We start from the raw sequence: 24,578 nt of genomic DNA, 5'->3' as shown, positions 1-24,578 counted from the left end.
CACCCACAACGTGCGCAGACTGTGGGCATGACACGCAGCGACGCGACCGACCGGCTCCTCGACCGCTTCCTCACCGAACTGCGCGACCTGGCCCCCGTCGCCGTATGGGCACACGGCTCACTCGGCGGCGGCGACTACCAGGAGGGCCGCAGCGACCTGGACCTGATCGCGGTCCTGGACGACCCGATCACAGCGAGAACGGTATGGCAGGTGGCGCGGCTGCACGCCCGCCTGCGCAACGAGGCGCTCGTGGACAAGTTGCACTGCGCCTATCTGACGCCCGGCACCGCGGCAGGCGCGGAGCGACGGCACCTCATCTGGCGACACGAGCACCTGGGCAAGTTCCCCGTCACGCCGGTGACACGGCGCGAGCTGCACACCTTCGGGCTGGTCCTGCACGGCGAGCCGCCCACGGGCCTGCTGCCGCCCGTGCCGGACCATGAGCTCGCCGAGTTCGTGGTGCGCGACCAGCGGGACTTCTTGCGGCGGGAGGTCGACCGGGCGAGCAACTGGACGCAGGACATCTGGGTGGACTACGGGCTCGTCACGCACGCCCGCGCCGCGGTCACCCTGAAGGACGGGCGGCTGATCACCAAGCGGGAGGCACTGGAGCTGCTGCCCGCACTCGGCGCGCCCGTCGAGGTGGTCGAGGACATCAGACGGCGGCGGTACGAGGGCGCTGGTGCGGAGCCGGGCGAGGAGTGGACCGCACGCAGAGCCGAGCTGACCAGGGCCTACCTCGGGCCGGCAATCGACAGCCTCGTACGGGCCTACGCGTGACGCACGCGCGCGTGGAGCACGTTTTCGTGCCTACGCGCGCGTGGCGACCCGCTGCGTCGACTGCCCCGGCCCCGGGACCTCCACGGCCTCGTGCCGCTCCCGCAGCGACAGCAGCACCCTCAGCGTCGCGATCCACACCAGGCAGGAGCCGAGCATGTGGAGGCCGACCAGAACCTCCGGAAGGTCGGTGAAGTACTGGATGTATCCGATGGCACCCTGGCCGAGGAGCACCAGGAAGAGGTCACGGGTGCGGTGGAGGGGCCCTTTGGGGGCGTCGACGGCTCGCAGGACGAACCACAGGGCGAAGGTCAGCGTCACCACGACCCAGGCCAGGACGGCATGCAGCCTGGTGATGTTCTCCCAGTCCAGCGGGATGCGCTCGACCTCGCTCGAGTCGCCGGCATGCGGGCCCGCACCCGTGACCACCGTGCCCACCGCGATGAGCAGGGCGGTGACGGCGACCAGGGCCCATACGAGTTGCTGCACCGACTTGCCGACCAGCGGACGCGGCTCGGAGTCGCCCTCCCGGGTGCGCTGCCACATGACGGTGGCGACGGCGATCAGTGCGGTGGACAGCAGGAAGTGGGCGGCGACCGTGTACGGATTGAGGCCCACCAGGACGACGATGCCGCCGAGCACCGCGTTGCCCATGACGACCCAGAACTGAGCCCAGCCGAGCCGCGTGAGGCTGCGCCGCCGCGGCTTCTGCGAGCGTGCGGCGATGATCGCCCATCCGACCGCCGCGCTCAGGACGTACGTCAGCATCCGGTTGCCGAACTCGATGACGCCGTGGATGCCCATCTCGCTCGTGTTCGTGATCGAGTCGTCGGTGCACTTGGGCCAGGTCGGGCAGCCGAGCCCCGAGCCGGTCAGCCGTACGGCACCGCCGGTGACCACGATGACCACCGCCATGACGAGCGCGGCGAGGGCCGCTCGCTGGACCGTCCGGGGCTTCGGGGTCCAGCGTTCGGCGATGAAGGCGAGCGGGTTGCGCACGGCCTCGACGGCGTCGGCGCGGGTCAGATTCGGCACGGGCACTATGGTAGGCGGCCGCTTGTGCACGCCTTCACGAGGGGGGAGGCGTGCACTCCGCCCTACTCCCAGCGGAAGAAACGGGCGGCGGCCGTGAGGCCCACGACTCCCCAGGCGGCCAGGATTCCAAGGTCCCCCCACGGCATCCCGGCGCCGTGCTGGAGCACGTCCCTCAGCCCGTCCGAGAGGGCCGAGATCGGCAGCAGGCCGAGCAGGGACTGGGCCGTGTCCGGGAACTTGTCGAGCGGGACGACGACCCCGCCGCCCACGAGCAGCAGCAGGAAGACCAGGTTCGCGGCGGCCAGCGTCGCCTCCGCCTTCAGCGTGCCCGCCATCAACAGACCGAGGCCCGAGAAGGCGGCCGTGCCGAGGACGAGCAGGAGCAGGACGGCGAGGGGGTTGCCGTGCGGCGACCAGCCGAGGGCGAAGGCGATCACCGTCACCAGGAGCACCTGGAGGATCTCGGTGACGAGTACGGAGAGCGTCTTGGCCGCCATCAGCCCCCAGCGGGGGAGCGGTGAGGTGGCGAGCCGCTTCAGTACGCCGTACCGCCGCTCGAAGCCCGTCGCGATGGCCTGCCCCGTGAACGCCGTCGACATCACCGCGAGCGCGAGGATGCCGGGGGCCAGGAAGTCGACCGCCTCGCCCTCGCCAGTGTCGACGACGTCGACCGAGCTGAACAGCACGAGCAGCAGCGTCGGGATGACGACAGTGAGCAGCAACTGCTCGCCGTTGCGCAGCAGCATCTTCGTCTCGAGCACCGCCTGCGCCGCGATCATGCGGGACAGCGGGGCCGCCCCCGGCTTCGGGGTGTACGTACCGGCGGTGGTCACGAACGCAGCTCCTTGCCGGTGAGCTCCAAGAAAACGTCCTCCAGGGTGTGCCGTTCCACCGAGATCTTCTCCGGCATCACCCCGTGCTGGGCGCACCAGGACGTGACCGTCGCGAGCAGTTGCGGGTCGATCTTGCCACCCACTCGGTATGCGCCCGGCGTCAGCTCGGCGGCCGTGCAGTCCGGTGGGAGGGCCTTGAGGAGGGAACCTATGTCGAGGCCGGGACGGCCGCTGAAGCGCAGCGTGTTCTCGGCGCCGCCGCGGCACAGCTCCTCGGGGGAGCCCTGGGCGATGACCCGGCCGGCGTCGATGATCGCCACGTCGTCGGCGAGCTGCTCGGCCTCGTCCATGTAGTGCGTGGTCAGGATGACCGAGACGCCGTCCGTACGCAGATCGCGTACGAGGTCCCAAGTGGCCCGGCGCGCCTGCGGATCGAGGCCGGCGGTCGGCTCGTCCAGGAAGACCAGTTCGGGCCGGCCGACGACGGCCAGCGCGAGCGCGAGCCGCTGCTGCTGGCCGCCGGACAGCCGCCGGTAGGTCGTACGGCCGCAACTGCCCAGACCCAGGCGCTCGATGAGCGCGTCCACGTCCAGCGGGTGCGCGTGCAGCTTGGCCATGTGGTGGAGCATCTCGTCGGCTCGGGCGCCGGAGTAGACGCCGCCGGACTGGAGCATCACGCCTATCCGGGGACGCAGGGCCGCGGCCTCGCGCACCGGGTCGAGTCCCAGTACGCGTACCGTCCCCGAGTCCGGCTTCCGGTACCCCTCGCAGGTCTCGACCGTGGTCGTCTTGCCCGCCCCGTTGGGACCGAGTACGGCGGTGATCCCCGCCCCGGCCACCAGGTCGAGGCCGTCCACCGCGGTCTTGGTGCGGTACCGCTTCACCAGGGCCTGGACCTGGACGACGGGGTCGCTTCGCATGGCTTTGAGTCTAGGTATGCGCCCACTGCCCGGAACGGGCGGGTTGGCGAACCCCCTGGGAACACCTGTGATCCCCTCCTCCGGACCCTTCGGCTCCGGGGACACGGCACCCAGACACCGTCCACTTTGGACTGTTCGGGTGAATCGGCCGTAATCATCGGATAGCGATCTTTTGACGGTGCTTCAGTTGTCATGGTCCGCCCAGGGCGGGAGGTGGACGTCTTCTCCCTCCCGCAGAAAGGCAGTTGACACATGATCAGAAGCACCTTGTGCTCCCGGATGAGAGCCGCCGCCGGCCTCCTCGCCTTCGGGATGCTGTGCGCAGCCCTCGTCGTACTCCCCGGCTCGTCGCCCGCGAGCGCTCAACCCGTCGTCGGCCCGGCGCTGTTCGACGACTTCAACTACACCGGCTACACCGACCCGCGGATCGTCCAGCGCGGCTGGACCTTGCGGTCCGGCCAGGGCGGGCCCGGTGTGCCCGGCGCCACGTGGCGGCCGCAGAACTTCACGTTCGGCACCGAGTCCGGCAACTCGATCATGACGATGCGGTCGGGCACCAGCGGGACGGCGAGCAGCACCCAGCACACCGAGATCTACCAGCAGCGCAAGTTCCACTACGGCACCTACGCCGCGCGGGTCCGCTTCAGCGATGTGCCGGTCTCCGGACCGGACGGCGACCGCATGGTGCAGACGTTCTTCACCATCTCGCCGCTGAACTTCCCGCTGGACCCGGCCTACAGCGAACTCGACTTCGAGTACCTGCCGAACGGCGGCTGGGGCAGGCCCAGCAGCGCGCTGCTCGCCTCCTCCTGGGAGACGTACTCGGAGACTCCGCCTCTGGAGGTGCACCAGACCACCGAGGAGCGGGCCAGTTTCGCCGGGTGGCACGACCTGGTCATCACGGTCGACAGTGAGGCCGTCACCTACTACATCGACGGCCGGCTCTTCGCCCGGCACATCGAGCCGTATCTGCCCGAGTCGACGATGAGCATCCGCTTCAACCACTGGCTGATCAACCTGACGGGGATCAGCAGCCGCAGGACGCGCGCGTACGAGGAGAAGGTCGACTACGTGTACTTCGCCCAGGACCAGATCCTCAGCCCGGCCGAGGTTCAGGCCGCCGTCGCCGACTACCGGACGCGGGGGGTGACCTTCGAGGACACCGTCTGAGGTGTTCGCGTACGGCGGGGCGGGCTCAGGACGAGGAGGCCGCCCCGTTCGCGGCGGCGATCGGCAGCAGGGCGGTGAAGGTGGTGCCGCGTCCCTCCTCCGAGCTCACCTCGATGTCGCCGCCGTGGTTCGCCACGATCGTATGGACGATCGTCAGCCCCAGGCCCGTGCCCGGAATGGCCGCGTCGGTCGCGTTCGAGGCGCGGAAGAACCGCTGGAAGAGCTTCTCCTGCTCGGCGGCGGGGATGCCGATGCCGGTGTCGCTGACGCTCAGGACCGCCTCGTTGTCCCGGGCGTCGACGCGTACGGTGACCTTCCCGCCCTGCGGGGTGAACTTCACGGCGTTGGACAGCAGGTTCATCAGGACCCGGTCGAGCTGGTCGCTGTCCGCGTCCAGCACCAGGGGCCGGGCGGGGCAGTGCGTCTCGACGGTGACGGAGGCGGCCTCGGCGGCCGGCCGGATGGCATCGGCCGCCGACGCCACCAGTCGGCACAGGTCGACCGGTTCCTTCTTGGAGCCGAACGCCCCCGACTCGATGCGCGACAGGGTCAGCAGGTCCTCGATGAGCGCCCGCAGCCGGTTGGCGTTTCGGTCGACGACGTCCAGCATGCGCTCCTGCGGCGTGGTGAGCGGCCCGGTCTCCTCGTCCTTCAGCAACTCGATGTACCCCACGATGCTGGTCAGCGGGGTGCGCAGCTCGTGGGAGACGGTGGAAAGGAAGTCGCTCTTGGCCTTGTCCAGGGCGCGTAGCTTCTCCACCAGGTGCGTCTCTTGTTTGTAGAGCAGCGCGGTGTGCAGCGCGCGGCCGGCACCGGCGGCCATGGATTCGGCGGTTTCGATCTCCACCGGGCGCCAGGGGTGGTCCGGCCCGGTCCGCGCGAGGAAGACGGCACCGAGCGGTTCGTCACCGACGCCGACCGGGACGACGAGTACGCCCACCAGGCCCAGTGCGTCGGCCGCAGCTCGGGCGTCCGGCGGCAGGCCGCCCTCGCCGAAGGAGCCGGGCGCCTCGGGAAGCGGTGATCCCTCGGCCAGCACGGCGGGCAGATCGTTGAGGCACCAGGCCGTGCCCCGCCGGTAGTGGTCGCGTACCACTTCGAGGGGGACGGGCGGAATCGGCTGCTCGTGTGTGGGGAGCAACCCTCTTCCCGCACTCCAGGCGCGTGCGACGCGAACGAGAGGGCTGTCCTCCTCGGTGAGGAGAACGAAGACATGGTCGGCGTCCAGGCCCTCACCGATTCCGGCGCACGCCGTGTCGAGGACCTGCTCCAAGTCGAGGTGCTCCCGGATGCGGATACCGACGGACCGTGCGGTCTCCGCCAGTCCGGCGCGCTGTTGCTCGATCGCCCGCAGCCGGTCGCTCTCGTCGGCGAGCGCGTTCACCGACCGCGCCACCGCCCTGATCTCCTGCGGTCCCCTCTCCTCGGCCCGCGCCGAGTGTTCGCCAGAGGCCAGCCGGTGGAGGGCTCCAGCGGTGCTGTGCAGCGGTCGGGTGAGGGCACGGGTGGTGCGTACCGCCGCGTAGACGGCCAGTGCCCCACCTGCCGCCATCAGGGCGCCGATGCCCGTGGCGCTGAGGCCGAGGATCGCGTCGGCCCGTTCCTCCAGACGCTCGATGTCATCGGCGAGCTGGCTCTCCAGCCGGTGGTTGGCGGTCTCGAAGGCCGCGAACGGCCGGGCGGCCTCCGTGGTCAGCCGGACGGCCCGTTGACTGCCGGGCGGCGCTTTCGCCTGCTGGTCGGCGATGCGTACGTAGGCGCGCAGTTGCCGTTCTTGCACCGCGAGGTTCCGCCGGGCCGTGTCGGGGGCATCGCGCCGGGCCGCGGCAAGGGCGGCGAAGGCGTCGTCACGCGTCCGGAGATAGGTGCTCCGCTCCGTCGCGTCGCCCGTGAGCAGATAGGTGCGCACGGCTCGGTGCATATGGGCCGCCTGGTCGTGCACGCCATGGTTTTCGCGTACCACCGGCTCCAGTTGACCGACAACCTCATCGTGCAGCTGGTCCGCCATCCTGGCGGTGGCCAGTGCGCCCGCTCCGACGAGCAGGAGCAGAGCGATCAGGAGTCCGAAGGTCACGGCGAGCCGGCGCGCCACGCGCACGCCTCGCCGTTCAGTGGTGATCCTCAACGCCGATCCCCGCCCTCCCGGACCCCCTCGGGCGGGCCGAATCCGCTGTGCGTCATCGACCCCCACACCTGCGGGGACCGGTGCAGCGCGTCCCAGACGCCGCGTAGCCGCCACCACGCCGTGAACTGGCGGTAGCCGATGTTCTCCACAGCCACGCCGACGACAGCGCCCCACAGGTCCCGCCACCGTGAGAAGCGGTGGTAGGCGTACTCCTCCACCGCGACCGACACCAGGCTGACGACCATCGCGTAGGCGTAGGCGGCGAGCAGGAAGCGCCACAGGAAGTCCGCGTCGACCGCGCCGATCAGCACACCCAGCGGCACGAGCACGAGACCGGAGAGTTCCACCAGTGGGGCCAGCAGCTCGAAGAGCACGTAGAACGGCAGGGCCACCAGGCCGATACGGCCGTAGCGCGGGTTGCCGATCATGCGGCGGTGCTTGAGCAGGATCTCCGTCAGACCGCGCTGCCACCGGCGCCGCTGACACCCCAGGACCCGGAGCCTGGAGGGCGCCTCGCTCCAGGAGATCGGCTCGGTGACGAAGACGATGCGGTAGTCGCGGTGACGGCGGCCCTGCTCGCGCAGGTGCCGGTGGAGACGGACGACGAGTTCGGCGTCCTCGCCGATGCAGTCCGGGTCCATGCCGCCCACCGCGACCACCGCGTCCCGCCGGAACAGGCCGAAGGCGCCGGCGATGATCAGCAGCCCGCCGACCTTCGACCATCCGGTACGGCCGAGGAAGAAGGCGCGCAGATACTCGACGACCTGTGCGCGTCCGAGCAGCTCCGCGGGGACGTGCGCCCTGACCACACGTCCGGCCTCGACGGTGCAGCCGTTGGCGATGCCGACCACACCGCCGGTGGCCACCACCCGCAGCGGGTCGTCGCTGAACGGTTTGGCCACCGCGAGCAGGGCTTGGGAGTCGAGGATGGAGTCGGCGTCCACCATGCACAGCAGCGGGTAGCGCGCCAGGTTGATCCCGACGTTGAGCGCGTCGGCCTTGCCGCCGTTGTCCTTGCGGGCCACCACCAGGGGCACCGAACCACCCCTGGGCAGATGCAGCGAGGTGACTCTGCCTCGCATGGGGATGTCCTCGGGCACGACGTGGTCCACCTCGGCGAGGTCGAAGGCGTCCGCGAGGGCATCCAGTGATCCGTCGGTGGAGCCGTCGTCGACGACGACGACCTCGAACACCGGATAGTGCAGCAGCAGCATCGCCCGTACGGCCTCCGTGATGCCGGCCGCTTCGTTGTACGCGGGCATGATCACTGAGATGGGCGGGGTGAACGGGCTGCCGGCCGCGTCCTCGTAGCCGGCGAACGAGGCCCGGCGCACCCTCCTGACGAGCTCTCCGAGGGCGAAGAGGATCAGCACGAGGTAACCGCTGTTGATGGCGAGGAAGTAGATGATGACGGCGGTGTCGCACAGAGCGACCAGGCCATGCACCGTGCCGAGCAGCCCGTCCCATCTCTCGACGCGCGCCGCGTTCACAGGGCCACCTCCACCAGGACGTCGTGGCGCGCACCGCCGACCGCCGCCTCCGCGAGTGCGGCCCTGGCCTGCGCGGCGGCCGACGCGTCGGGGCGGCCGTCCGCGGCCTCGCGCAGCGCCGCCTGACCCTCCGGGCCCAGCCGCAGCAGCGCCCGCGCCGCGGTGCCCGCCACATGCGGGTTCCGGTCGCCGAGCAGCACCGTCAGCGGGTCCGTCGCGGCGACGGCGCCCAGACTGCCCAGGGCCCCGGCGGCCACGATGCGCAGGGCGGTCGGCCGACCGGGCCTGATGGCCGCCAGCAGTGGTTTCAGACCCTCGGGCATGCCCAGCCTGCCCAGCGCGCGTGCCGCCCGGATCCGTACCTCGATGTCGGCGTCCTCGCGCAGCGCACGGGCCACCTCGGCGGCCCGGGAAATGGCGCCGGTCATCCCGAGCGCCTCGATGGCCACCGCCCTGACCAAAGGTTCCGGGTCCTGGAGCCCCGCTGCGACACCGGGCCATGCCTCGTGTCCGAGGGAGGGCAGCGCCGCGGTGACCACATTGGGCGGCACGGTCCGCGGTCCGCACAGGCTCCTCAGCAGGTGCGGCACGGCCACCGGATCTCCGGTCCGGCCCAGCGCCCGTGTCGCGGTCAGCCGCACCTCCCGGTCGCGGTCGTCGAGCAGACGGCACAGTGCCGGGGCCGCCGGACGGTGGGCGAGCTGCCCGAGAACCTGAGCTGCTCGCCCTCGCCGAACCGCGCTGCGGCTGCCGAGGCCGGCGACGGCCTCGTCGGCAGCCCCCGCAGCTCGTACAGACGGACGAGCGCCGTGCGTGCTCTCCCGGAGACCTTGCCCAGCATCGCCGCCACCGTCGGCTCCAGCGCGGCCCAGGTCCGCTTCTCGATCCGTGCGAGGCGGCCCAGCAGCTCGCTCTGCTCGTCCTCCGCCGCGCACAGCAGTTCCAGCAGCAGGCCACGCACCGGCGCCACGATCCGCTCGCGTCTGCGCCTGCGGTACGTACGGGCGCCGCGGACGGCGGCGGTCAGCAGGCTCAGCATCAGCACCACGGCCAGCAGGAACAGCAGCGCCTGGGTGACGAAGCCGGTGCTGATCAACGATCGACCCGGGTGAGCATCGCGGTGACCCGGCTGGACAGTTCGCGGGGGCTGAAGGGCTTGATGATGTAGTCGTCCGCGCCTGCCGCGAAGCCGAGTTCGACGTCTCCCTCCTGGGACCGGGCGGTGATCAGTATGACGGGGAGCGACGCGGTTGCGGGGGCCGCGCGCACCTCGCGGCAGACGTCCAGTCCCGACATCCCCGGCATCCGTATGTCGAGGAGTACGAGATCCAGCGGCTGCTCACGCATCACTTGCAGCGCGGCCATGCCGTCCTCCACGGCCGTGACCTGGTGGCCGCTCTGGACCAGCTTGAACGCCACGAGGTCCCGAATATCGGCGTCGTCGTCGGCGATCAGGACACGAGCCATTACTCCTCCTGCGATACGGAACTTCGGTAGGAGTCGACGAGCCGCGCCACCGCGGCCTGCCGGAACGGTTTGGCCAGCAGTTCGTCCGTCGCGAGCTCGACCAGGTCCTCCGGGTTGAGTACGGAGGAGACGACGAGGCGGCACCGCTTCGTCCGCTCGTCGGCTCGTAGTCTCCGGATGACTTCCCGCCCGTCGATACCGGGCAGCAGCACGTCGACGATCACCATGTCCGGAGGGTCTGCGAACGCCAGCTCCAGCCCTTCCTCACCCGTGTCCGCGATGGTCACGCGACAGCCCAGGGCACCGAGATGCCGCTGCAGCAGAGCACTGACGTCCCGGTCGTCCTCGATCACCAGGACGTGCACGAGTCCGTTCTGAGGGCCCATCGCCATTCCGATCAAGTGGGGCATTTACTTCTAAAATATGCTCAACTTGGATCTCTCGCCACAAGGGGCCCATGGCCCCCAGTGATGCGCCGGGCGTCGGCTGATCGATCAAAGATCATCTCCGCAGGTCGGCTTAGGTTTGCCTAAGTGATGCACGGCACCATCCACCGCTCGGACGCGGCTTGTCAGTCTCTGAGGAATTACGCAACAATGGTGTTGTGAAAAACGTAGGCCAGGTCCCGCAGGAGGAACTCGCGACCGGGGAGCGCTCCACGCGCAACCGGGTCGTGCGCTCCATCCTGGACCACGGCCCGTCGACCGTGGCCGACCTGGCCGGCCGTCTCGGCCTCACCCAGGCGGCCGTACGCCGGCACCTGGACGCCCTGGTCGCCGACGACGTCGTGGAGGCGCGCGAGAAGCGGGTCTACGGCGCTCGTACGCGCGGGCGGCCCGCCAAGGTGTTCGCGCTGACGGACTGCGGCCGGGACGCCTTCGACCAGTCCTACGACAAGCTCGCCGCCGACGCCCTGCGCTGGATCGCGGAGCGCGAGGGCGGGGCCGAGGCGGTCGTCGCCTTCGCCCGCGCCCGTATGGCCGCCCAGGCCGAGGCGTACCGCAAAGCCGTCGAGGCCGTCGCCCCCGACAAGCGCACCGAAGCCCTGGCCAAGGCCCTGAGTGCGGACGGGTACGCTGCTACGGCGCGCAGCGCTCCCCTTCCGCAGAAGGGCGAGCAGCTCTGCCAGCACCACTGCCCGGTCGCCCATGTCGCCGGGCAGTTCCCCCAGCTGTGCGAGGCGGAGACCGAGATCTTTTCCCAGCTGCTCGGGACGCATGTCCAGCGGCTGGCCACCATCGCCCACGGCGACGGCGTCTGCACGACGTTCATCCCCAAGGCGACACACCAGACCACCGATAACGCATCTGTACGCACGGCCGGGAGGAACCCCGCATGACTCTCCCCACGGAGACTGCCCACCCCGAACTCGAGGGTCTGGGTACGTACGAATACGGCTGGGCCGACTCCGACGTAGCCGGTGCCTCTGCCAAGCGCGGCCTCAGCCAGGACGTCGTCCGGGACATCTCCGCGAAGAAGAACGAGCCGGAGTGGATGACCAAGCTCCGTCTCAAGGGCCTGCGCCTGTTCGACAAGAAGCCCATGCCGAGCTGGGGCTCGGACCTGTCGGGCATCGACTTCGACAACATCAAGTACTTCGTACGTTCCACGGAGAAGCAGGCGGAGTCCTGGGAGGACCTGCCCGAGGACATCAAGAACACGTACGACAAGCTCGGCATCCCCGAGGCGGAGAAGCAGCGCCTCGTCGCCGGTGTCGCGGCCCAGTACGAGTCCGAGGTCGTCTACCACCAGATCCGCGAGGACCTGGAGGAGCAGGGCGTCATCTTCCTGGACACCGACACGGCCCTGAAGGAGCACCCGGAGCTCTTCAAGGAGTACTTCGGGACGGTCATCCCGGTCGGTGACAACAAGTTCGCGTCACTGAACACCGCCGTGTGGTCCGGCGGCTCCTTCATCTACGTGCCGAAGGGCGTGCACGTCGAGATTCCGCTCCAGGCCTACTTCCGGATCAACACGGAGAACATGGGCCAGTTCGAGCGGACGCTGATCATCGTCGACGAGGGCGCCTATGTGCACTACGTCGAGGGCTGCACGGCGCCGATCTACAAGTCGGACTCGCTGCACTCCGCCGTGGTCGAGATCATCGTCAAGAAGAACGCCCGTTGCCGCTACACGACCATCCAGAACTGGTCGAACAACGTCTACAACCTGGTCACCAAGCGCGCCGTCGCCTACGAGGGCGCGACCATGGAGTGGATCGACGGCAACATCGGCTCCAAGGTGACGATGAAGTACCCGGCCGTCTACCTGATGGGCGAGCACGCCAAGGGCGAGACCCTGTCCATCGCCTTCGCGGGCGAGGGGCAGCACCAGGACGCCGGCTCCAAGATGGTCCACATGGCGCCGAACACGTCCTCCAACATCGTCTCCAAGTCGGTGGCGCGCGCCGGCGGCCGCACCTCGTACCGCGGCCTGGTCGAGATCGGCGAGGGCGCCCACGGCTCCAAGTCGAACGTGCTGTGTGACGCGCTGCTCGTCGACACCATCTCCCGTTCCGACACGTACCCGTACGTGGACGTCCGTGAGGACGACGTGTCCATGGGCCACGAGGCGACCGTCTCCAAGGTCTCCGAGGACCAGCTCTTCTACCTGATGAGCCGCGGTCTGAGCGAGTTCGAGGCGATGGCGATGATCGTGCGCGGCTTCGTCGAGCCGATCGCCAAGGAACTGCCCATGGAGTACGCGCTTGAGCTCAACCGGCTGATCGAGCTGCAGATGGAGGGCGCGGTCGGCTGACCGGCCTCCAGGAACGACGTCCAGGGGGGCGGCCGATCCGCCCCCCGCCAGCAGCGCGAAGACTCATTACGTAGGAAGAGAGCAGACCGACAGCCATGGCTGAGGCTCAGAACATCCCGGTGGGCTCCACCACCGCCGGCCAGATCGCGGTCGCCGCCGAGTCGACCGTCGCCACGCGCATGAGCGCGCCCCCGTCCTTCGACGTGGCGGACTTCCCGGTCCCGCACGGCCGCGAGGAGGAGTGGCGGTTCACCCCGCTGGAGCGGCTGCGCGGGTTGCACGACGGCACCGCCGTCGCCACCGGCACCGGCGTGAAGGTCGACGTGCAGGCCCCCGAGGGCGTCACCGTCGAGACCGTCGGCCGTGACGACGCCCGGATCGGCAAGGCGGGCACCCCCGTGGACCGCATCGCCGCCCAGGCGTACTCCGCGTTCGAGCAGGCCGGCGTGATCACCGTCCCCAAGGAGACGGTGCTCACCGAGCCGATCCGCGTCGCCGTGCACGGCGAGGGCGGGATCGCCTACGGCCACCAGGTCGTCGAACTCGGCGCCTTCGCCGAGGCCGTCGTCGTCATCGACCACACCGGTGACGCCGTACTCGCCGCCAACGTCGACTACGTCCTGGGTGACGGCGCCAAGCTGACCGTCATCTCCGTCCAGGACTGGGACGACAAGGCCGTGCACGTCGGCCAGCACAACGCGCTGATCGGCCGCGACGCCACCTTCAAGTCGTTCGTGGTCACCTTCGGCGGCGACCTCGTACGCCTCCACCCGCGCGTCGCCTACGCCGGCCCCGGTGGCGAGGCCGAGCTCTTCGGCCTGTACTTCACCGACGCGGGCCAGCACCAGGAGCACCGCCTCCTCGTCGACCACAACACCCCGCACTGCAAGTCGAACGTCGCCTACAAGGGCGCACTCCAGGGCGAGGACGCGCACGCGGTGTGGATCGGTGACGTGCTGATCGAGGCCAAGGCCGAGGGCACGGACACGTACGAGATGAACCGGAACCTCGTGCTGACCGACGGCGCCCGAGTCGACTCCGTACCGAACCTCGAGATCGAGACCGGCGAAATCGTCGGCGCCGGCCACGCCAGCGCCACCGGCCGCTTCGACGACGAGCAGCTCTTCTACCTGATGGCCCGAGGCATCCCCGCCGACGAGGCCCGTCGCCTCGTCGTGCGCGGCTTCTTCGCCGAGCTGGTCCAGCAGATCGGCGTCGACGACATCGAGGAGCGGCTGCTCGTGAAGATCGACGAGGAGCTGGAGGCGTCGGTCTGATGGCCATCGCGTTCGTACGCGCCTGCGGGCTGAGCGAGCTGGAGGAGGACACCCCGAAGCGGGTGGAACTCGACGGCACGCCGGTCTCCGTCGTACAGACGGAGGGCGAGGTGTTCGCGGTGTACGACATCTGCTCGCACGCGAACGTCTCGCTGTCGGAGGGCGAGGTGGACGACTGCCACATCGAGTGCTGGCTGCACGGCTCGCGATTCGACCTGCGCTCCGGGAAACCCGACGCCCTTCCCGCGACGCGCCCCATTCCCGTATACCCCGTAAAGATCGAAGGGGACGACGTGCTCGTCTCCCTCACCCAGGAGTCCTGAGGCACCCATGGCAACGCTTGAAATCCGAGACCTGCACGTCACCGTCGAGGCCGACAACGCCACGAAGGAGATCCTCAAGGGCGTCGACCTCACCGTGAAGCAGGGCGAGACGCACGCCATCATGGGCCCGAACGGCTCCGGCAAGTCGACTCTCGCCTACTCGCTCGCGGGTCACCCCAAGTACACGATCACCGAGGGCACCGTCACCCTCGACGGCGAGGACGTCCTGGAGATGTCCGTCGACGAGCGCGCCCGCGCCGGCCTGTTCCTCGCGATGCAGTACCCGGTCGAGGTCCCCGGCGTCTCGGTCTCCAACTTCCTCCGTACCTCCGCCACCGCCATCCGCGGCGAGGCCCCCAAGCTGCGTACGTGGATCAAGGAGGTGAAGGAGGCCATGCAGAACCTCAACATGGACCCCTCCTTCGCCGAGCGCAACGTGAACGAAGGCTTCTCCGGCGGTGAGAAGAAGCGCCACGAGATCCTTCAGCTGGAGCTGCTCAAGCCGAAGATCGCGATCCTCGACGAGACCGACTCCGGCCTCGACGTCGACGCGCTCCGGGTCGTCTCCGAGGGCGTCAACCGCGTCCGCGAGACCGGCGAGGTGGGCACGCTGCTCATCACGCACTACACGCGCATCCTGCGCTACATCAAGCCCGACCACGTCCACGTCTTCGCGGGCGGCCGCATCGCCGAGTCCGGCGGTCCCGAGCTGGCCGACAAGCTGGAGGCCGAGGGATACGAGGCATACACGAAGGGTGGCGTATCCGCGTGACACAGCTGCCGGGCCTCCTCGACACAGAGGCGATCCGCAAGGACTTCCCCCTCCTGGACCGACAGGTCCACGAGGGCAAGAAGCTGGTGTACCTGGACAACGCGGCGACCTCGCAGAAACCGCGCCAGGTACTGGACGCCCTGAACGAGTACTACGAGCGCCACAACGCCAACGTCCATCGCGGTGTGCATGTGCTCGCCGAGGAGGCCACGGCGCTGTACGAGGGCGCGCGGGACAAGGTCGCCACGTTCATCAACGCGCCCAGCCGCGACGAGGTGATCTTCACCAAGAACGCCTCGGAGTCGCTCAACCTCGTGGCCAACATGCTCGGTTGGGCCGACGAGCCCTACCGCGTGGACCACGAGACCGAGATCGTCATCACGGAGATGGAGCACCACTCCAACATCGTCCCGTGGCAGCTGCTGTCGCAGCGCACAGGCGCGAAGCTGAAGTGGTTCGGCCTGACCGACGACGGCCGCCTCGACCTCTCCAACATCGACGAGATCATCACCGAGAAGACGAAGATCGTCTCCTTCGTGCTGGTCTCCAACATCCTCGGCACCTTCAACCCGGTCGAGGCGATAATCCGCCGGGCGCAGGAAGTCGGCGCCCTCGTCTGCATCGACGCTTCGCAGGCCGCGCCGCACATGCCGCTGGACGTGCAGGCACTCCAGGCCGACTTCGTGGCGTTCACCGGCCACAAGATGTGCGCCCCGACGGGCGTCGGCATCCTGTGGGGACGCCAGGAACTCCTTGAGGACCTGCCCCCGTTCCTCGGCGGCGGCGAGATGATCGAGACGGTGTCGATGCACTCGTCGACTTACGCCCCGGCGCCGCACAAGTTCGAGGCCGGTACGCCGCCGATCGCGCAGGCGGTCGGTCTCGGCGCGGCGATCGACTACCTGACCTCCATCGGCATGGAGAAGATCGCGGCCCACGAGCACGCGCTGACCGAGTACGCGGTCAAGCGCCTGTCGGAGGTCCCCGACCTGCGGATCATCGGCCCCACGACGGCCGAGGAGCGCGGCGCGGCGATCTCCTTCACGCTCGGCGACATCCATCCCCACGACGTGGGCCAGGTCCTCGACGAGCAGGGCATCGCGGTTCGGGTCGGCCACCACTGCGCCCGGCCCGTCTGCCTGAGGTACGGAATTCCTGCGACCACGCGAGCGTCGTTCTATCTGTACTCCACGCCGAGTGAGATCGACGCACTCGTGGAAGGCCTGGACTACGTACGGAACTTCTTCGGCTGAGGGAGCTGGCGCTGACGTGAAGCTGGATTCGATGTACCAGGAAGTCATCCTGGACCACTACAAGCACCCGCACGGGCGCGGTCTGCGGGATGGCGACGCCGAGGTGCACCACGTCAACCCGACGTGCGGTGACGAGATCACGCTGCGCGTGAAGTACGAGGGCTCGCAGATCGTGGATGTGAGCTACGAAGGCCAGGGCTGCTCGATCAGCCAGGCCTCCGCCTCCGTACTGAACGAACTGCTCGTCGGCAAGCAGCTCGCCGAGGCGCAGAAGATCCAGGAGACCTTCCTGGAGCTGATGCAGTCCAAGGGCCGCATCGAACCGGACGACGCGATGGAGGAGGTTCTGGAGGACGCGGTGGCGTTCGCCGGGGTCTCCAAGTACCCCGCCCGTGTGAAGTGCGCGCTGCTGAGCTGGATGGCCTGGAAGGATGCGACGGCCCAGGCCCTGGGCGAGGCCGACGCCGAAAGGAAGACGGCATGAGCGAGACCATTGAGATGAAACCGGCCTCGGAGGAAGAGGTCCGCGAGGCGCTGTACGACGTGGTCGACCCCGAGTTGGGCATCGACGTCGTCAACCTCGGCCTGATCTACGGCATCCACATCGACGACGCGAACATCGCGACGCTCGACATGACCCTGACGTCGGCGGCTTGTCCGCTGACGGACGTCATCGAGGACCAGGCCAAGTCCGCCACGGACGGCCTCGTCAGCGAGCTGAGGATCAACTGGGTCTGGATGCCGCCGTGGGGACCCGACAAGATCACGGACGATGGGCGTGAGCAGCTTCGGGCGCTCGGGTTCAACGTCTGAGACCTCTGAGTTCAGCCTGTACGTGTGTGGGGCCCCGGCAGTTGCCGGGGCCCCACACACGTATGCGGTCACGCCTGTCGGCTCAGCTCAGGCCCTCGACCAGCCGGAACGCCGAGTCGGCCCGGTAGAGGTTGCTGTGCTCGTACCGCTCCAGCCGGAGCTGGAAGTTGCGGTGCCGCAGGAAGCTGCCGGGGTAGTTGACCGCCTCCAGCATCACGGCACCGGAGTACGAGGACGGGCGCGGGCAGAACGTGGCGTCCTTCTTGAAGAGCTCCGAGCCGTCGTGGCGGTCCGTACGGAGGCGGAAGTCGCGGTGGCGTACGTAGCTGCCGTCGCCGGTGGAGAAGGACACACAGCCGGAGTCGGCGAGGCCGGGCACGAGCTTGAAGGTGGAGTCCCGCCGGGCCTCGTCGGAGTTCACCTGGTCGAGGCGGCCGGTGCCGTCGCTGAAGTGCCAGTAGCGGTCCGGGTAGTTGACCGCCCGGACCGACTTCCGTGAGGAGGCCGGCGGCTTGGCGGGCGCCTTGCTGGAGGCGGGAGGCTTCTTCGACGGCTCGGGGATGGGCTCGGAGCCCCGCTGCTGGGCCTCGGGGGAGCCGGAGCCGTCCTTGTCGTCCTTGTCCTTCGAGGCGGCGTCCTCGGAGTCCTGCTGCGGTGAGGAAAGGCCGCTCTTCCCGCTGGGCTCCGTGGTGGGGGCCTCAGGGGTGAAGCCGGGGACGACCGGTTGTGCGGCGGAGGTGGTCTGCGGGTCCTGCGCCCCCTTGTCCTCGGTCTGGTCGAGTATGGCGATCGCGGTCACCGTGGAGGCCAGCACCGCCACGGCCAGTACGCCGGCCAGATAGAGGCGGCGCGTCCCGGGTATGCGGCCCCCGTCGAGGTCTTCGCCGGTCTCCCATACCTTCGGGGGCTGTTCGGCGGGGAGTTGCGGGTCCGCTGTGTTGGCAGCGGCACGTGGGGGACGGCCCAGTGCGCCCTTCGGCTCAGGCGCGGGCTGGTCCGGACCGGGTCCGGGCTTGCTGTCTGGCATGCGCTGTTCCTCCAGCGTCGTCGCCCCGAGGCGGACGCGGATTGGTCATGTGCCCTCGCCATGAGAGGAAGCACGAGAGGAAGCGGAGGTCGCGACACGGAAGGTACGGCTGTGGCCGGGTGACTCCGGTGCGCGACGCTGAAACAGTAGTGGACCCGGCGCCTTCTGAGCAGACGTTTCAGAGAGCGGTTTCAAGACCGGAGGGAACAATTTCGTAACCTGAAGCAAATTGCGCTCACTTTGGCCCGACCTGCACCGTCTCGTGCGCTCCCCGCAAGGAGAACGCGGGGAGCGCACGGGATGTGACGCGGCGTCAGCGAGCGAACTCGGCCAGGTCGGCCGCGATCCGCTCCCGGCTTCCGCCGTTCTGCACCGGTGCCGCCGTGAGCACGTCCAGGTGTTGGTAGCCCGGCAGGACCACGGGGTTCTCGTCCTGGGGAATGTGGTCCGCCAGGATGCCGTCGCCCGCGATGAACGTGACCCTGGGGTTCGCGGTGAGGCCCTCCTTGTGCACCAACTTGCCCGCGAGCTGTGGATCGTCGATCAGCTGGATGTCCGTGACCAGCCTGGTCGGGAAGTGGTCCTCCGTGAAGTCCAGCGGCTGTTCGGCCAGGCTGCGGGCCAACTCCCCGATATCCGTGACCTCCTTGGCGGCGGTGGTGAACGGGGTGCCATTGGCCGAGCGATACACCGGGTCGTCCGCCGCGCCCACCCGGTCGTAGTTCCGCCAGGTGTAGAGAGGGCCGCCCGGCTCGTCCGGGATCGCCTTCAACTCCGTACCGAACAGGGCTGGTTGGGCAGCGGCGTCGTTCGAGGCCGGAAAGTTCTTGTCCACGATCCTGCCGCCACCACCGCTGCCGCTGCCCGCACTGTCGAAGAAGCCCACGCTCGTCTGGATGAAGGCGAGCGGCGCCGAGTGGTCGTCCATGAAGGTGCCCAGTACCGCCTCGTTGGTGAGCCGGAAGTCGCGGATGGTGGGGCTGCCCTTGAGGAAGACCTCCGAGTTCTTGGAGAACAGCATGCGGCCCGTCGTCTCGATGTTGGCGTTCGACGGGACGTCGTCGAGCAGCGCGGACTCGGCGTCGGGCGCGTTACGGGCGGCCAGGCCGGCGAGCGAGAGCAGGTTCATCGTCTCCGGATTGAGCACCGCGGGGAGCGCGAGGAAACGGGGCAGAACTCCGGTGCGCAGCCCGGCCTGTACGGCGGCGTAACCGATGCTCGTGTCCGGAATCAGCCCCGGCAGCAGGGACCCGCCGGGACCGTTCCCGCCGGACGACGTGCCGTTCAGGTCGTCCAGCGAGGTGGAGATCGTGGTGTCCAGGGCGAAGTAGCCCGAGCACTGGTTGAAGCCCGCGTCCGCCTTCGTCGCGGGGTTCCCGTCGAAGTCCCAGGTGGCGAAGACACCGGTGAGGACGCCGCCCAGCGAATGCCCGCCGCACAGCACCTTCTCCTTGCGCAGCTTCTGGTCGGGCAGTTCGGCGGACAGCAGGTCGTACTGGTCGCGTACGGTCTGCTCCAGACCGACGTCGGCGAGCCAGCCCGCCTGACCGCTCGTCAGAAAGCCGTCGAAGGTGCGCCCGTCGACCGGCTTGCCACCGTAGTAGTAGTCAACGGCCTTGGTGCTGCTGCCCGTTGCGATACCGGCGTTGTCCTCAAGGCAGTTGGAGCGCCGGTCCAGCGCCCAGAACTCGATGTGCTCGCCCTTCTCGGCCGCCGCCTTCACCGTGTTCCGGGCCACACTGTCGAAGGCGCCCGCGCCCTCCAGGATGCCCGGCTGGGCGATCAGAATCCGGTCCGCGTCGGCGGACTTCGACGGCCCGTCCGAGGACCGGTAGCGCAGATACGACAGCCAGTCGCAGCGCGCCGGGTGACTGCCGACCGAGGCCGGCAGCGGGATCCGTACGGAGACCTCGGTCTCGGTGACGTCGGTGACCGGCGACGTGGACTTCACGGCGGTCTCCGTACGGGCCGGTGTTCCGTCCGCCGCCGGTGCCACGGTCAGCGCCGCCGCGGCGAGCGCTCCGGCGGCCAGCGCACGTGTCCAGGGCCTGTTGCGAGGTGCGGCTCCTTTGCTCATGACCGCACCGTAACCAGCGGTAACTCACCTGCTCTACAGCGAAATACGAGCAAACGGGGGCGGCCCCTGCGCGGATTCGCACAAGGGCGTCGTCCGATCTGGTGGTTGGCGAGGGCCGGGCGACCGGGGAAAACTGCGTCATATGGCTGTCCGCTGGTATCAAGTCGTCGTAGACGCGCACGATCTGCCGTCACTGGCCCGCTTCTGGTGTCAGGTCCTGGACTGGCGCGTGGTGTTCGAGGCCGAGGAGGAGGTCATCATCGCGGCCGCCCCGGATGCGTTGCCGGGGATCTGCTTCGTACCGGTCGGCGAACGCAAGACGGTCAAGAACCGGCTGCACATCGATCTCACCCCGGACGACCAGGCCGCCGAGGTCGAGCGACTGCTCGCGCTTGGGGCAAGCCGGGTCGACGTCGGCCAGGGCGGGGACGCGACCTGGGTCAATCTGGCCGATCCCGAGGGCAACGAGTTCTGCGTACTGCGGCCGAAGAAGACGCTCCTCGACTGAGCGCGGTCTCTCCGGACCTCATCTTCCTCACCCCCGCTGTGTACGGGCGTACGTATCGATGTGTACGATCGTCCACATGGGATACGCACTGCTCGGCGCCGCCATCGCGGCGGAGGTGGCCGCCACGACCGCCATGAAGTACAGCGAGGGTTTCAGCAAGCTGTGGCCCTCCCTGCTGACCCTGCTCGGATACGTCGTCGCCTTCGTGCTGCTCGCGCAGACACTGAAGACCGTGTCGGTCGGCACGGCCTACGCGATCTGGGCCGGAGCCGGCACGGCGGCCGTCGCGGCGATCGGGATGCTGTTCCTGGGGGAGGGGCTGAACACGGCGAAGCTGACCGGGATCATGCTGATCATCGTCGGGGTCGTGGTGCTGAACCTGGGCGGGGCGCACTGATGGGCCGCCGTGCGGTCACAGGGGTCCGCTGATGGTGCGGCGTTACGACCCCGACAGGCGTCAGCGGATCATCGACGCGGCCATCCGGGTCGTGGGCGCCAAGGGCATCGGCGGGCTGAGCCATCGCTCCGTCGCGGCCGAGGCCGATGTGCCGCTGGGCTCGACCACGTACCACTTCAAGACCCTCGACGAGCTGATGGTCGCCGCGCTGCGGCAGGCGAACGAGGGCTTCGCCAAGCTGGTCGTCGCACGCGGCGCCCTGGATGACCCCGAGAGCGACCTGGCCGCCGAACTCGCCGGCCTGACGGGCGAGTGGCTCGCAGGCGACCGTACGGGAGTGGAACTCGAGTACGAGCTCTACCTCGCCGCCCTCCGCCGCCCCGCCCTGCGCCCCGTAGCCGCCGAATGGTGCCAGGACCTCGCCGAGCGCGTCGCCCATCGCACCGACCCGGTCACCGCCCGCGCCCTGGTCGCACTGCTGGACGGCATCTGCCTCCAGGTGCTGCTGACGGGAGCGGAGTACGACGAGGAGTACGCCCGGGATGTGCTGGCCCGCGTGATCCCCTGAGCTGCGGCTGAGCGGAGCGGTGCGCCCGGCACGTGAGATGCCCGGCGCACCGGTTGGCCCCTCGCGCCCCCGGCCGGTTAGGTTTCCCTCATGACCGACACGACTGCTTCTCGTACCACCGGCGCTGTCGCCGCCGGCCTCGCCACGGTCGCCGCCGACGGCACCGTTCTCGACACCTGGTTCCCCGCGCCCGAGCTCAGTGACGGGCCCGGCCCGTCCGGTACGGAGCGGCTGTCCGCCGAGCGGGCCGTGGAACTGCTCGGGGAGGGCGCCGCGAAGGCCATCGGTCGGGACGCCCGCCGGGGTGTCGAGGTGGTCGCGGTGCGTACGGTCATCGCCTCGCTCGACGAGAAGCCGATCGACGCGCATGACGTGTACCTGCGCCTCCACCTGCTTTCGCACCGTCTGGTGCAGCCGCACGGCCAGAGCCTGGACGGCATGTTCGCGCATCTCGCGAACGTCGCCTGGACCTCGCTCGGCCCGGTCGCCGTCGACGACCTCGAGAAGGTCCGGCTGAACGCCCGTGCCGAGGGCCTCCACCTGGCCGTGACGTCGGTCGACAAGTTCCCGCGCATGACGGACTACGTGGCCCCCAAGGGCGTACGCATCGCCGACGCCGACCGGGTCCGGCTCGGCGCGCACCTCGCCGAGGGCACCACGGTCATGCACGAGGGCTTCGTGAACTTCAACGCGGGCACGCTCGGCACGTCGATGGTCGAGGGCCGTATCTCCGCCGGCGTCGTGGTGGGCAACGGTTCGGACATCGGCGGCGGCGCCTCCACCATGGGCACCCTCTCCGGCGGCGGCAACGTCCGCATCACGATCGGCGAGCGCTGCCTCGTCGGCGCCGAGGCGGGCGTCGGCATCGCGCTCGGCGACGAGTGCGTGGTCGAGGCGGGCCTGTACGTCACCGCCGGCACCCGCGTCACGATGCCCGACGGCCAGATCGTCAAGGCCCGCGAACTCTCCGGCGCCTCGAACATCCTCTTCCGCCGCAACTCGGTCAGCGGCACGGTGGAGGCGCGGCCGAACAACGCGGTGTGGGGCGGCCTGAACGAAATCCTGCACAGCCACAACTGACGTACGTGAAGCGTGCCGAGCGCCCTCCCGCCGACCGCGGGAGGGCGCTCGGCTGTGTGGAGGCGAGAACTTTCTTTGTGGCACAGGCATAGCGGGGGAAGGCCCGGCGCGTCACAAGGAATGCAAAGCGGGGGAGGCCCGCCGGGGAAGAGAAGGTGACGATGGATGCCCAAGGGCAGGAGCGCTTCCGGGAGTTCGTGGAGAACCGGTCGTCGGCGTTGCTGAAGACCGCCGTCCTGCTCAGCGGCGGAGACCGGCACGCCGCCGAGGATCTGCTGCAGAACGCGCTGATCAAGGCCGCGGGCCGGTGGCAGCGGATCGACGAGCCGGAGGCGTACGTACGGCGGATCCTGTACCGGCAGCAGGTGAGCCGGTGGCGGCTGAAGTGGCGAAGACGGGAACTGACCGTCGCCGAGCCGCCCGAGGGAACGGGCGGCGGTGACGCCGCCTCCGCCGCCGAGCTGCGCATCGTCATGCGCGGAGCGCTGGCACGGCTGACCCCGCGGCAGCGGACCGTGCTCGTGCTGCGGTACTTCGAGGATCTGCCGGAGGCCGACGTGGCCCGCGTCCTCGGCTGTTCCGTCGGGACCGTGCGCTCCACCACGCACCGCTCGCTCGCCCGGCTGCGCACCCTCGCACCCGAACTGGCCGCACTCGGCCTCGCCGACGCCGAGCAGCCCCCGTCCCGTGACTACTCCCCCGTGGAGGTACGCCCGTGAACGTCGACGAACTGGTGCGTGACTCCCTGCGGGAGCAGGCCACCGAGCTCATGCCCGTCCCCCCGGGCTTCGCCGACCGAGTGCTGACGGCCCGCCGGCGCCGCCGTACCCGTACGCTCGCGTCCGTCGCCGCGGCCACCGCCGCCGTGGTCGCCATCGCGGTGGCGGTGCCGATGCTGGAGTCCGGCAAGGACGGCGATCGGCTCGCGACCGAGATGAACGAGAGCGACGTCATCGCCCACCCCGACCAGTCGCCCCCGCGCGACATGATCGCGGCAGGAGACGTCGCGCTGGCCGCGTACTACACCCGCAAGAACGTCAAGCAGACGGACGACCGTGCCGTCGGCGTCCGCGAGTACCGGCTGCTCGACCAGAAGACAGGCAAGTACGAGAAGACGACCAAGTGGTCCTTCGTCGACATCGCCCCCGGCATGCGAACCGCCGCCGTCCTGGAGAAGGACCTGCCCACTCAGCGGATCGGCCTGCTCAACCTGCTCACCGGCGAGGTCGAGCGCTGGATTCCGGTGGACCGCGGCGTCGCGGGCGTCAGCTTCTCGCCCGACGGCGGCAAGCTCGTCGCGACGACGTACAAGACGAACCCCGACCTGCGGTTCAAGGTTGACTACGACAGTGACGGCGACGGCAAGAACAACGACTACGACCAGTCGCACGACCAGCCGCGGAACGGCTTCTACGTCATCGACGTGGCCACCGGCAAGGGATCGTGGAGCGAGGTCCCGGCGGGCGACGAAAGCAACGCCCGTCAGGACTTCGCCTTCAGTCACGACGGCAAGCTGGTCTACGCCGGGCTCTCTTCGGAACCCCACATGCAGTACTACGACTTCGAGGGCAACAAGGTCGACAAGCCCGCGAACGAGAAGTACACGCACTGGTTCAACGACGCGGGAGTGTCCCCGAACGGCAAGCTGGCCGCGACCAACGGTGCCGTCCTCGATGCCTACACCGGCGAGCAGATCGCCAAGGTGCGGGGATACGAGCCGCTCGCCTGGGTCGACGACGAGCGGCTCATCGTCTGGTACAGCGAACCGGGCCAGAACGAGCACCACAACCGGCTTGTCGTCGTCACGATCGGCAGCGACAAACTCGTACGCCTGAGTGGAGCTCTCAAGGGGAACGACGGCGCGCCCGGACAATGGACGCCGATCTTCGCCGAACGCTGATCAGGCCAG

At 69.2% G+C, this 24,578-nt stretch carries 26 protein-coding genes and 1 pseudogene; 16 read left to right on the top strand and 11 right to left on the bottom strand.

The genetic code is table 11. The features are described from left to right. The first annotated feature begins 27 nt into the window (after positions 1 to 27). On the top strand, positions 28 to 780 hold the full coding sequence (locus tag OP79_RS00965; protein ID WP_033317911.1) for a nucleotidyltransferase domain-containing protein: 753 nt from the start codon (positions 28 to 30) through the stop codon (positions 778 to 780). Between the two features lie 30 nt (positions 781 to 810). Here OP79_RS00965 and OP79_RS00960 read toward each other — a convergent pair whose 3' ends face one another. The 3 genes from OP79_RS00960 to OP79_RS00950 form a co-directional block, all read right to left on the bottom strand. Continuing rightward, positions 811 to 1,803 (bottom strand): COX15/CtaA family protein, encoded by a 993-nt coding sequence (locus OP79_RS00960; protein ID WP_245685185.1) that lies wholly within the window; start codon positions 1,801 to 1,803, stop codon positions 811 to 813. A 71-nt stretch (positions 1,804 to 1,874) separates the two neighbouring features. Then, positions 1,875 to 2,591: an ABC transporter permease gene (locus OP79_RS00955; RefSeq protein WP_051744335.1), complete on the bottom strand. Its 717-nt coding sequence runs from the start codon at positions 2,589 to 2,591 to the stop codon at positions 1,875 to 1,877. 50 nt (positions 2,592 to 2,641) lie between these two features. Beyond that, complete coding sequence (locus OP79_RS00950; protein ID WP_033317908.1) at positions 2,642 to 3,565, bottom strand: ABC transporter ATP-binding protein; 924 nt, start codon at positions 3,563 to 3,565, stop codon at positions 2,642 to 2,644. A 252-nt stretch (positions 3,566 to 3,817) separates the two neighbouring features. On the opposite strand from OP79_RS00950, the gene OP79_RS00945 reads away from it, so the two are divergent. Continuing rightward, a complete protein-coding gene (locus OP79_RS00945) occupies positions 3,818 to 4,735 on the top strand; it encodes a glycoside hydrolase family 16 protein (RefSeq protein ID WP_078491543.1) in 918 nt (305 codons plus the stop codon). Positions 4,736 to 4,760: 25 nt separating this feature from the next. Here OP79_RS00945 and OP79_RS00940 read toward each other — a convergent pair whose 3' ends face one another. The 6 genes and pseudogenes from OP79_RS00940 to OP79_RS00915 form a co-directional block, all read right to left on the bottom strand. Beyond that, on the bottom strand, positions 4,761 to 6,860 hold the full coding sequence (locus OP79_RS00940) for a HAMP domain-containing sensor histidine kinase (protein ID WP_157857260.1): 2,100 nt from the start codon (positions 6,858 to 6,860) through the stop codon (positions 4,761 to 4,763). Further along, on the bottom strand, positions 6,857 to 8,350 hold the full coding sequence (locus OP79_RS00935) for a glycosyltransferase family 2 protein (RefSeq protein WP_211270711.1): 1,494 nt from the start codon (positions 8,348 to 8,350) through the stop codon (positions 6,857 to 6,859). The genes OP79_RS00940 and OP79_RS00935 overlap by 4 nt, the downstream gene beginning before the upstream one ends. Beyond that, entirely contained in the window at positions 8,347 to 8,946 is a 600-nt protein-coding gene (locus tag OP79_RS56735) for a HEAT repeat domain-containing protein (RefSeq protein WP_157857259.1), read from the bottom strand. Before OP79_RS56735 ends, OP79_RS00935 begins: the two co-directional genes overlap by 4 nt. Positions 8,947 to 8,949: 3 nt before the next feature. Beyond that, positions 8,950 to 9,285 (bottom strand): annotated as a pseudogene (locus OP79_RS56730) (HEAT repeat domain-containing protein); the annotation flags it as partial. Positions 9,286 to 9,442: 157 nt separating this feature from the next. Then, positions 9,443 to 9,817 (bottom strand): response regulator transcription factor, encoded by a 375-nt coding sequence (locus OP79_RS00920; protein ID WP_033317904.1) that lies wholly within the window; start codon positions 9,815 to 9,817, stop codon positions 9,443 to 9,445. Then, the gene (locus OP79_RS00915) at positions 9,817 to 10,227 is read right to left on the bottom strand and encodes a response regulator (protein WP_078491541.1); all 411 of its coding nucleotides are present in this window, start codon (positions 10,225 to 10,227) and stop codon (positions 9,817 to 9,819) included. Before OP79_RS00915 ends, OP79_RS00920 begins: the two co-directional genes overlap by 1 nt. Positions 10,228 to 10,421: 194 nt before the next feature. Between OP79_RS00915 and OP79_RS00910 the strand changes: the two genes are divergently transcribed. From OP79_RS00910 to OP79_RS00875, 8 genes are all read left to right on the top strand, one after another. After that, positions 10,422 to 11,156: a helix-turn-helix transcriptional regulator gene (locus OP79_RS00910; RefSeq protein ID WP_033317903.1), complete on the top strand. Its 735-nt coding sequence runs from the start codon at positions 10,422 to 10,424 to the stop codon at positions 11,154 to 11,156. Continuing rightward, positions 11,153 to 12,574: a Fe-S cluster assembly protein SufB gene (sufB, locus tag OP79_RS00905; RefSeq protein ID WP_033317902.1), complete on the top strand. Its 1,422-nt coding sequence runs from the start codon at positions 11,153 to 11,155 to the stop codon at positions 12,572 to 12,574. The genes OP79_RS00910 and sufB overlap by 4 nt, the downstream gene beginning before the upstream one ends. A gap of 95 nt (positions 12,575 to 12,669) precedes the next feature. Continuing rightward, positions 12,670 to 13,851 carry a Fe-S cluster assembly protein SufD gene (gene sufD, locus OP79_RS00900; protein ID WP_033317901.1) on the top strand — a complete coding sequence of 394 codons (1,182 nt, stop codon included), beginning with the start codon at positions 12,670 to 12,672 and terminating at the stop codon, positions 13,849 to 13,851. Positions 13,852 to 13,856: 5 nt separating this feature from the next. Further along, positions 13,857 to 14,174, top strand: coding sequence for a non-heme iron oxygenase ferredoxin subunit (locus tag OP79_RS00895; RefSeq protein ID WP_033318119.1), 318 nt, complete (start codon positions 13,857 to 13,859; stop codon positions 14,172 to 14,174). Positions 14,175 to 14,181: 7 nt separating this feature from the next. Then, on the top strand, positions 14,182 to 14,946 hold the full coding sequence (gene sufC / locus OP79_RS00890; protein WP_033317900.1) for a Fe-S cluster assembly ATPase SufC: 765 nt from the start codon (positions 14,182 to 14,184) through the stop codon (positions 14,944 to 14,946). Next, a complete protein-coding gene (locus OP79_RS00885) occupies positions 14,943 to 16,199 on the top strand; it encodes a cysteine desulfurase (protein WP_033317899.1) in 1,257 nt (418 codons plus the stop codon). The genes sufC and OP79_RS00885 overlap by 4 nt, the downstream gene beginning before the upstream one ends. Before the next feature lie 16 nt (positions 16,200 to 16,215). Continuing rightward, positions 16,216 to 16,683, top strand: coding sequence for a Fe-S cluster assembly sulfur transfer protein SufU (gene sufU / locus OP79_RS00880; RefSeq protein WP_033317898.1), 468 nt, complete (start codon positions 16,216 to 16,218; stop codon positions 16,681 to 16,683). Then, entirely contained in the window at positions 16,680 to 17,012 is a 333-nt protein-coding gene (locus tag OP79_RS00875; RefSeq protein ID WP_033317897.1) for a metal-sulfur cluster assembly factor, read from the top strand. Before sufU ends, OP79_RS00875 begins: the two co-directional genes overlap by 4 nt. Positions 17,013 to 17,094: 82 nt before the next feature. Here the strand turns inward: OP79_RS00875 and OP79_RS00870 are convergent, their stop codons facing one another. Together OP79_RS00870 and OP79_RS00865 are read right to left on the bottom strand one after the other, a co-directional pair. Further along, a complete protein-coding gene (locus tag OP79_RS00870) occupies positions 17,095 to 18,039 on the bottom strand; it encodes an AbfB domain-containing protein (protein ID WP_033317896.1) in 945 nt (314 codons plus the stop codon). A 313-nt stretch (positions 18,040 to 18,352) separates the two neighbouring features. After that, on the bottom strand, positions 18,353 to 20,116 hold the full coding sequence (locus tag OP79_RS00865) for a hypothetical protein (protein ID WP_245685181.1): 1,764 nt from the start codon (positions 20,114 to 20,116) through the stop codon (positions 18,353 to 18,355). A gap of 142 nt (positions 20,117 to 20,258) precedes the next feature. Between OP79_RS00865 and OP79_RS00860 the strand changes: the two genes are divergently transcribed. The 6 genes from OP79_RS00860 (at position 20,259) to OP79_RS00835 (ending at position 24,569) form a co-directional block, all read left to right on the top strand. After that, on the top strand, positions 20,259 to 20,624 hold the full coding sequence (locus tag OP79_RS00860; protein ID WP_033317895.1) for a VOC family protein: 366 nt from the start codon (positions 20,259 to 20,261) through the stop codon (positions 20,622 to 20,624). Between the two features lie 76 nt (positions 20,625 to 20,700). Continuing rightward, entirely contained in the window at positions 20,701 to 21,021 is a 321-nt protein-coding gene (locus OP79_RS00855; protein WP_033317894.1) for a DMT family transporter, read from the top strand. 31 nt (positions 21,022 to 21,052) lie between these two features. After that, on the top strand, positions 21,053 to 21,589 hold the full coding sequence (locus OP79_RS00850) for a TetR/AcrR family transcriptional regulator (protein ID WP_033317893.1): 537 nt from the start codon (positions 21,053 to 21,055) through the stop codon (positions 21,587 to 21,589). A 90-nt stretch (positions 21,590 to 21,679) separates the two neighbouring features. After that, a complete protein-coding gene (gene dapD / locus OP79_RS00845; RefSeq protein WP_033317892.1) occupies positions 21,680 to 22,669 on the top strand; it encodes a 2,3,4,5-tetrahydropyridine-2,6-dicarboxylate N-succinyltransferase in 990 nt (329 codons plus the stop codon). Between the two features lie 161 nt (positions 22,670 to 22,830). After that, positions 22,831 to 23,388 carry a SigE family RNA polymerase sigma factor gene (locus OP79_RS00840; RefSeq protein WP_033318117.1) on the top strand — a complete coding sequence of 186 codons (558 nt, stop codon included), beginning with the start codon at positions 22,831 to 22,833 and terminating at the stop codon, positions 23,386 to 23,388. Then, a complete protein-coding gene (locus OP79_RS00835) occupies positions 23,385 to 24,569 on the top strand; it encodes a WD40 repeat domain-containing protein (RefSeq protein WP_033317891.1) in 1,185 nt (394 codons plus the stop codon). Before OP79_RS00840 ends, OP79_RS00835 begins: the two co-directional genes overlap by 4 nt. The last annotated feature ends 9 nt before the right edge of the window (positions 24,570 to 24,578 follow it).

The sequence above is a fragment of the Streptomyces yerevanensis genome, from assembly GCF_000716805.1.
Classification (GTDB): Bacteria; Actinomycetota; Actinomycetes; order Streptomycetales; family Streptomycetaceae; genus Streptomyces; species Streptomyces flaveus.
This window is presented reverse-complemented; position numbering and strand designations above follow the sequence as displayed.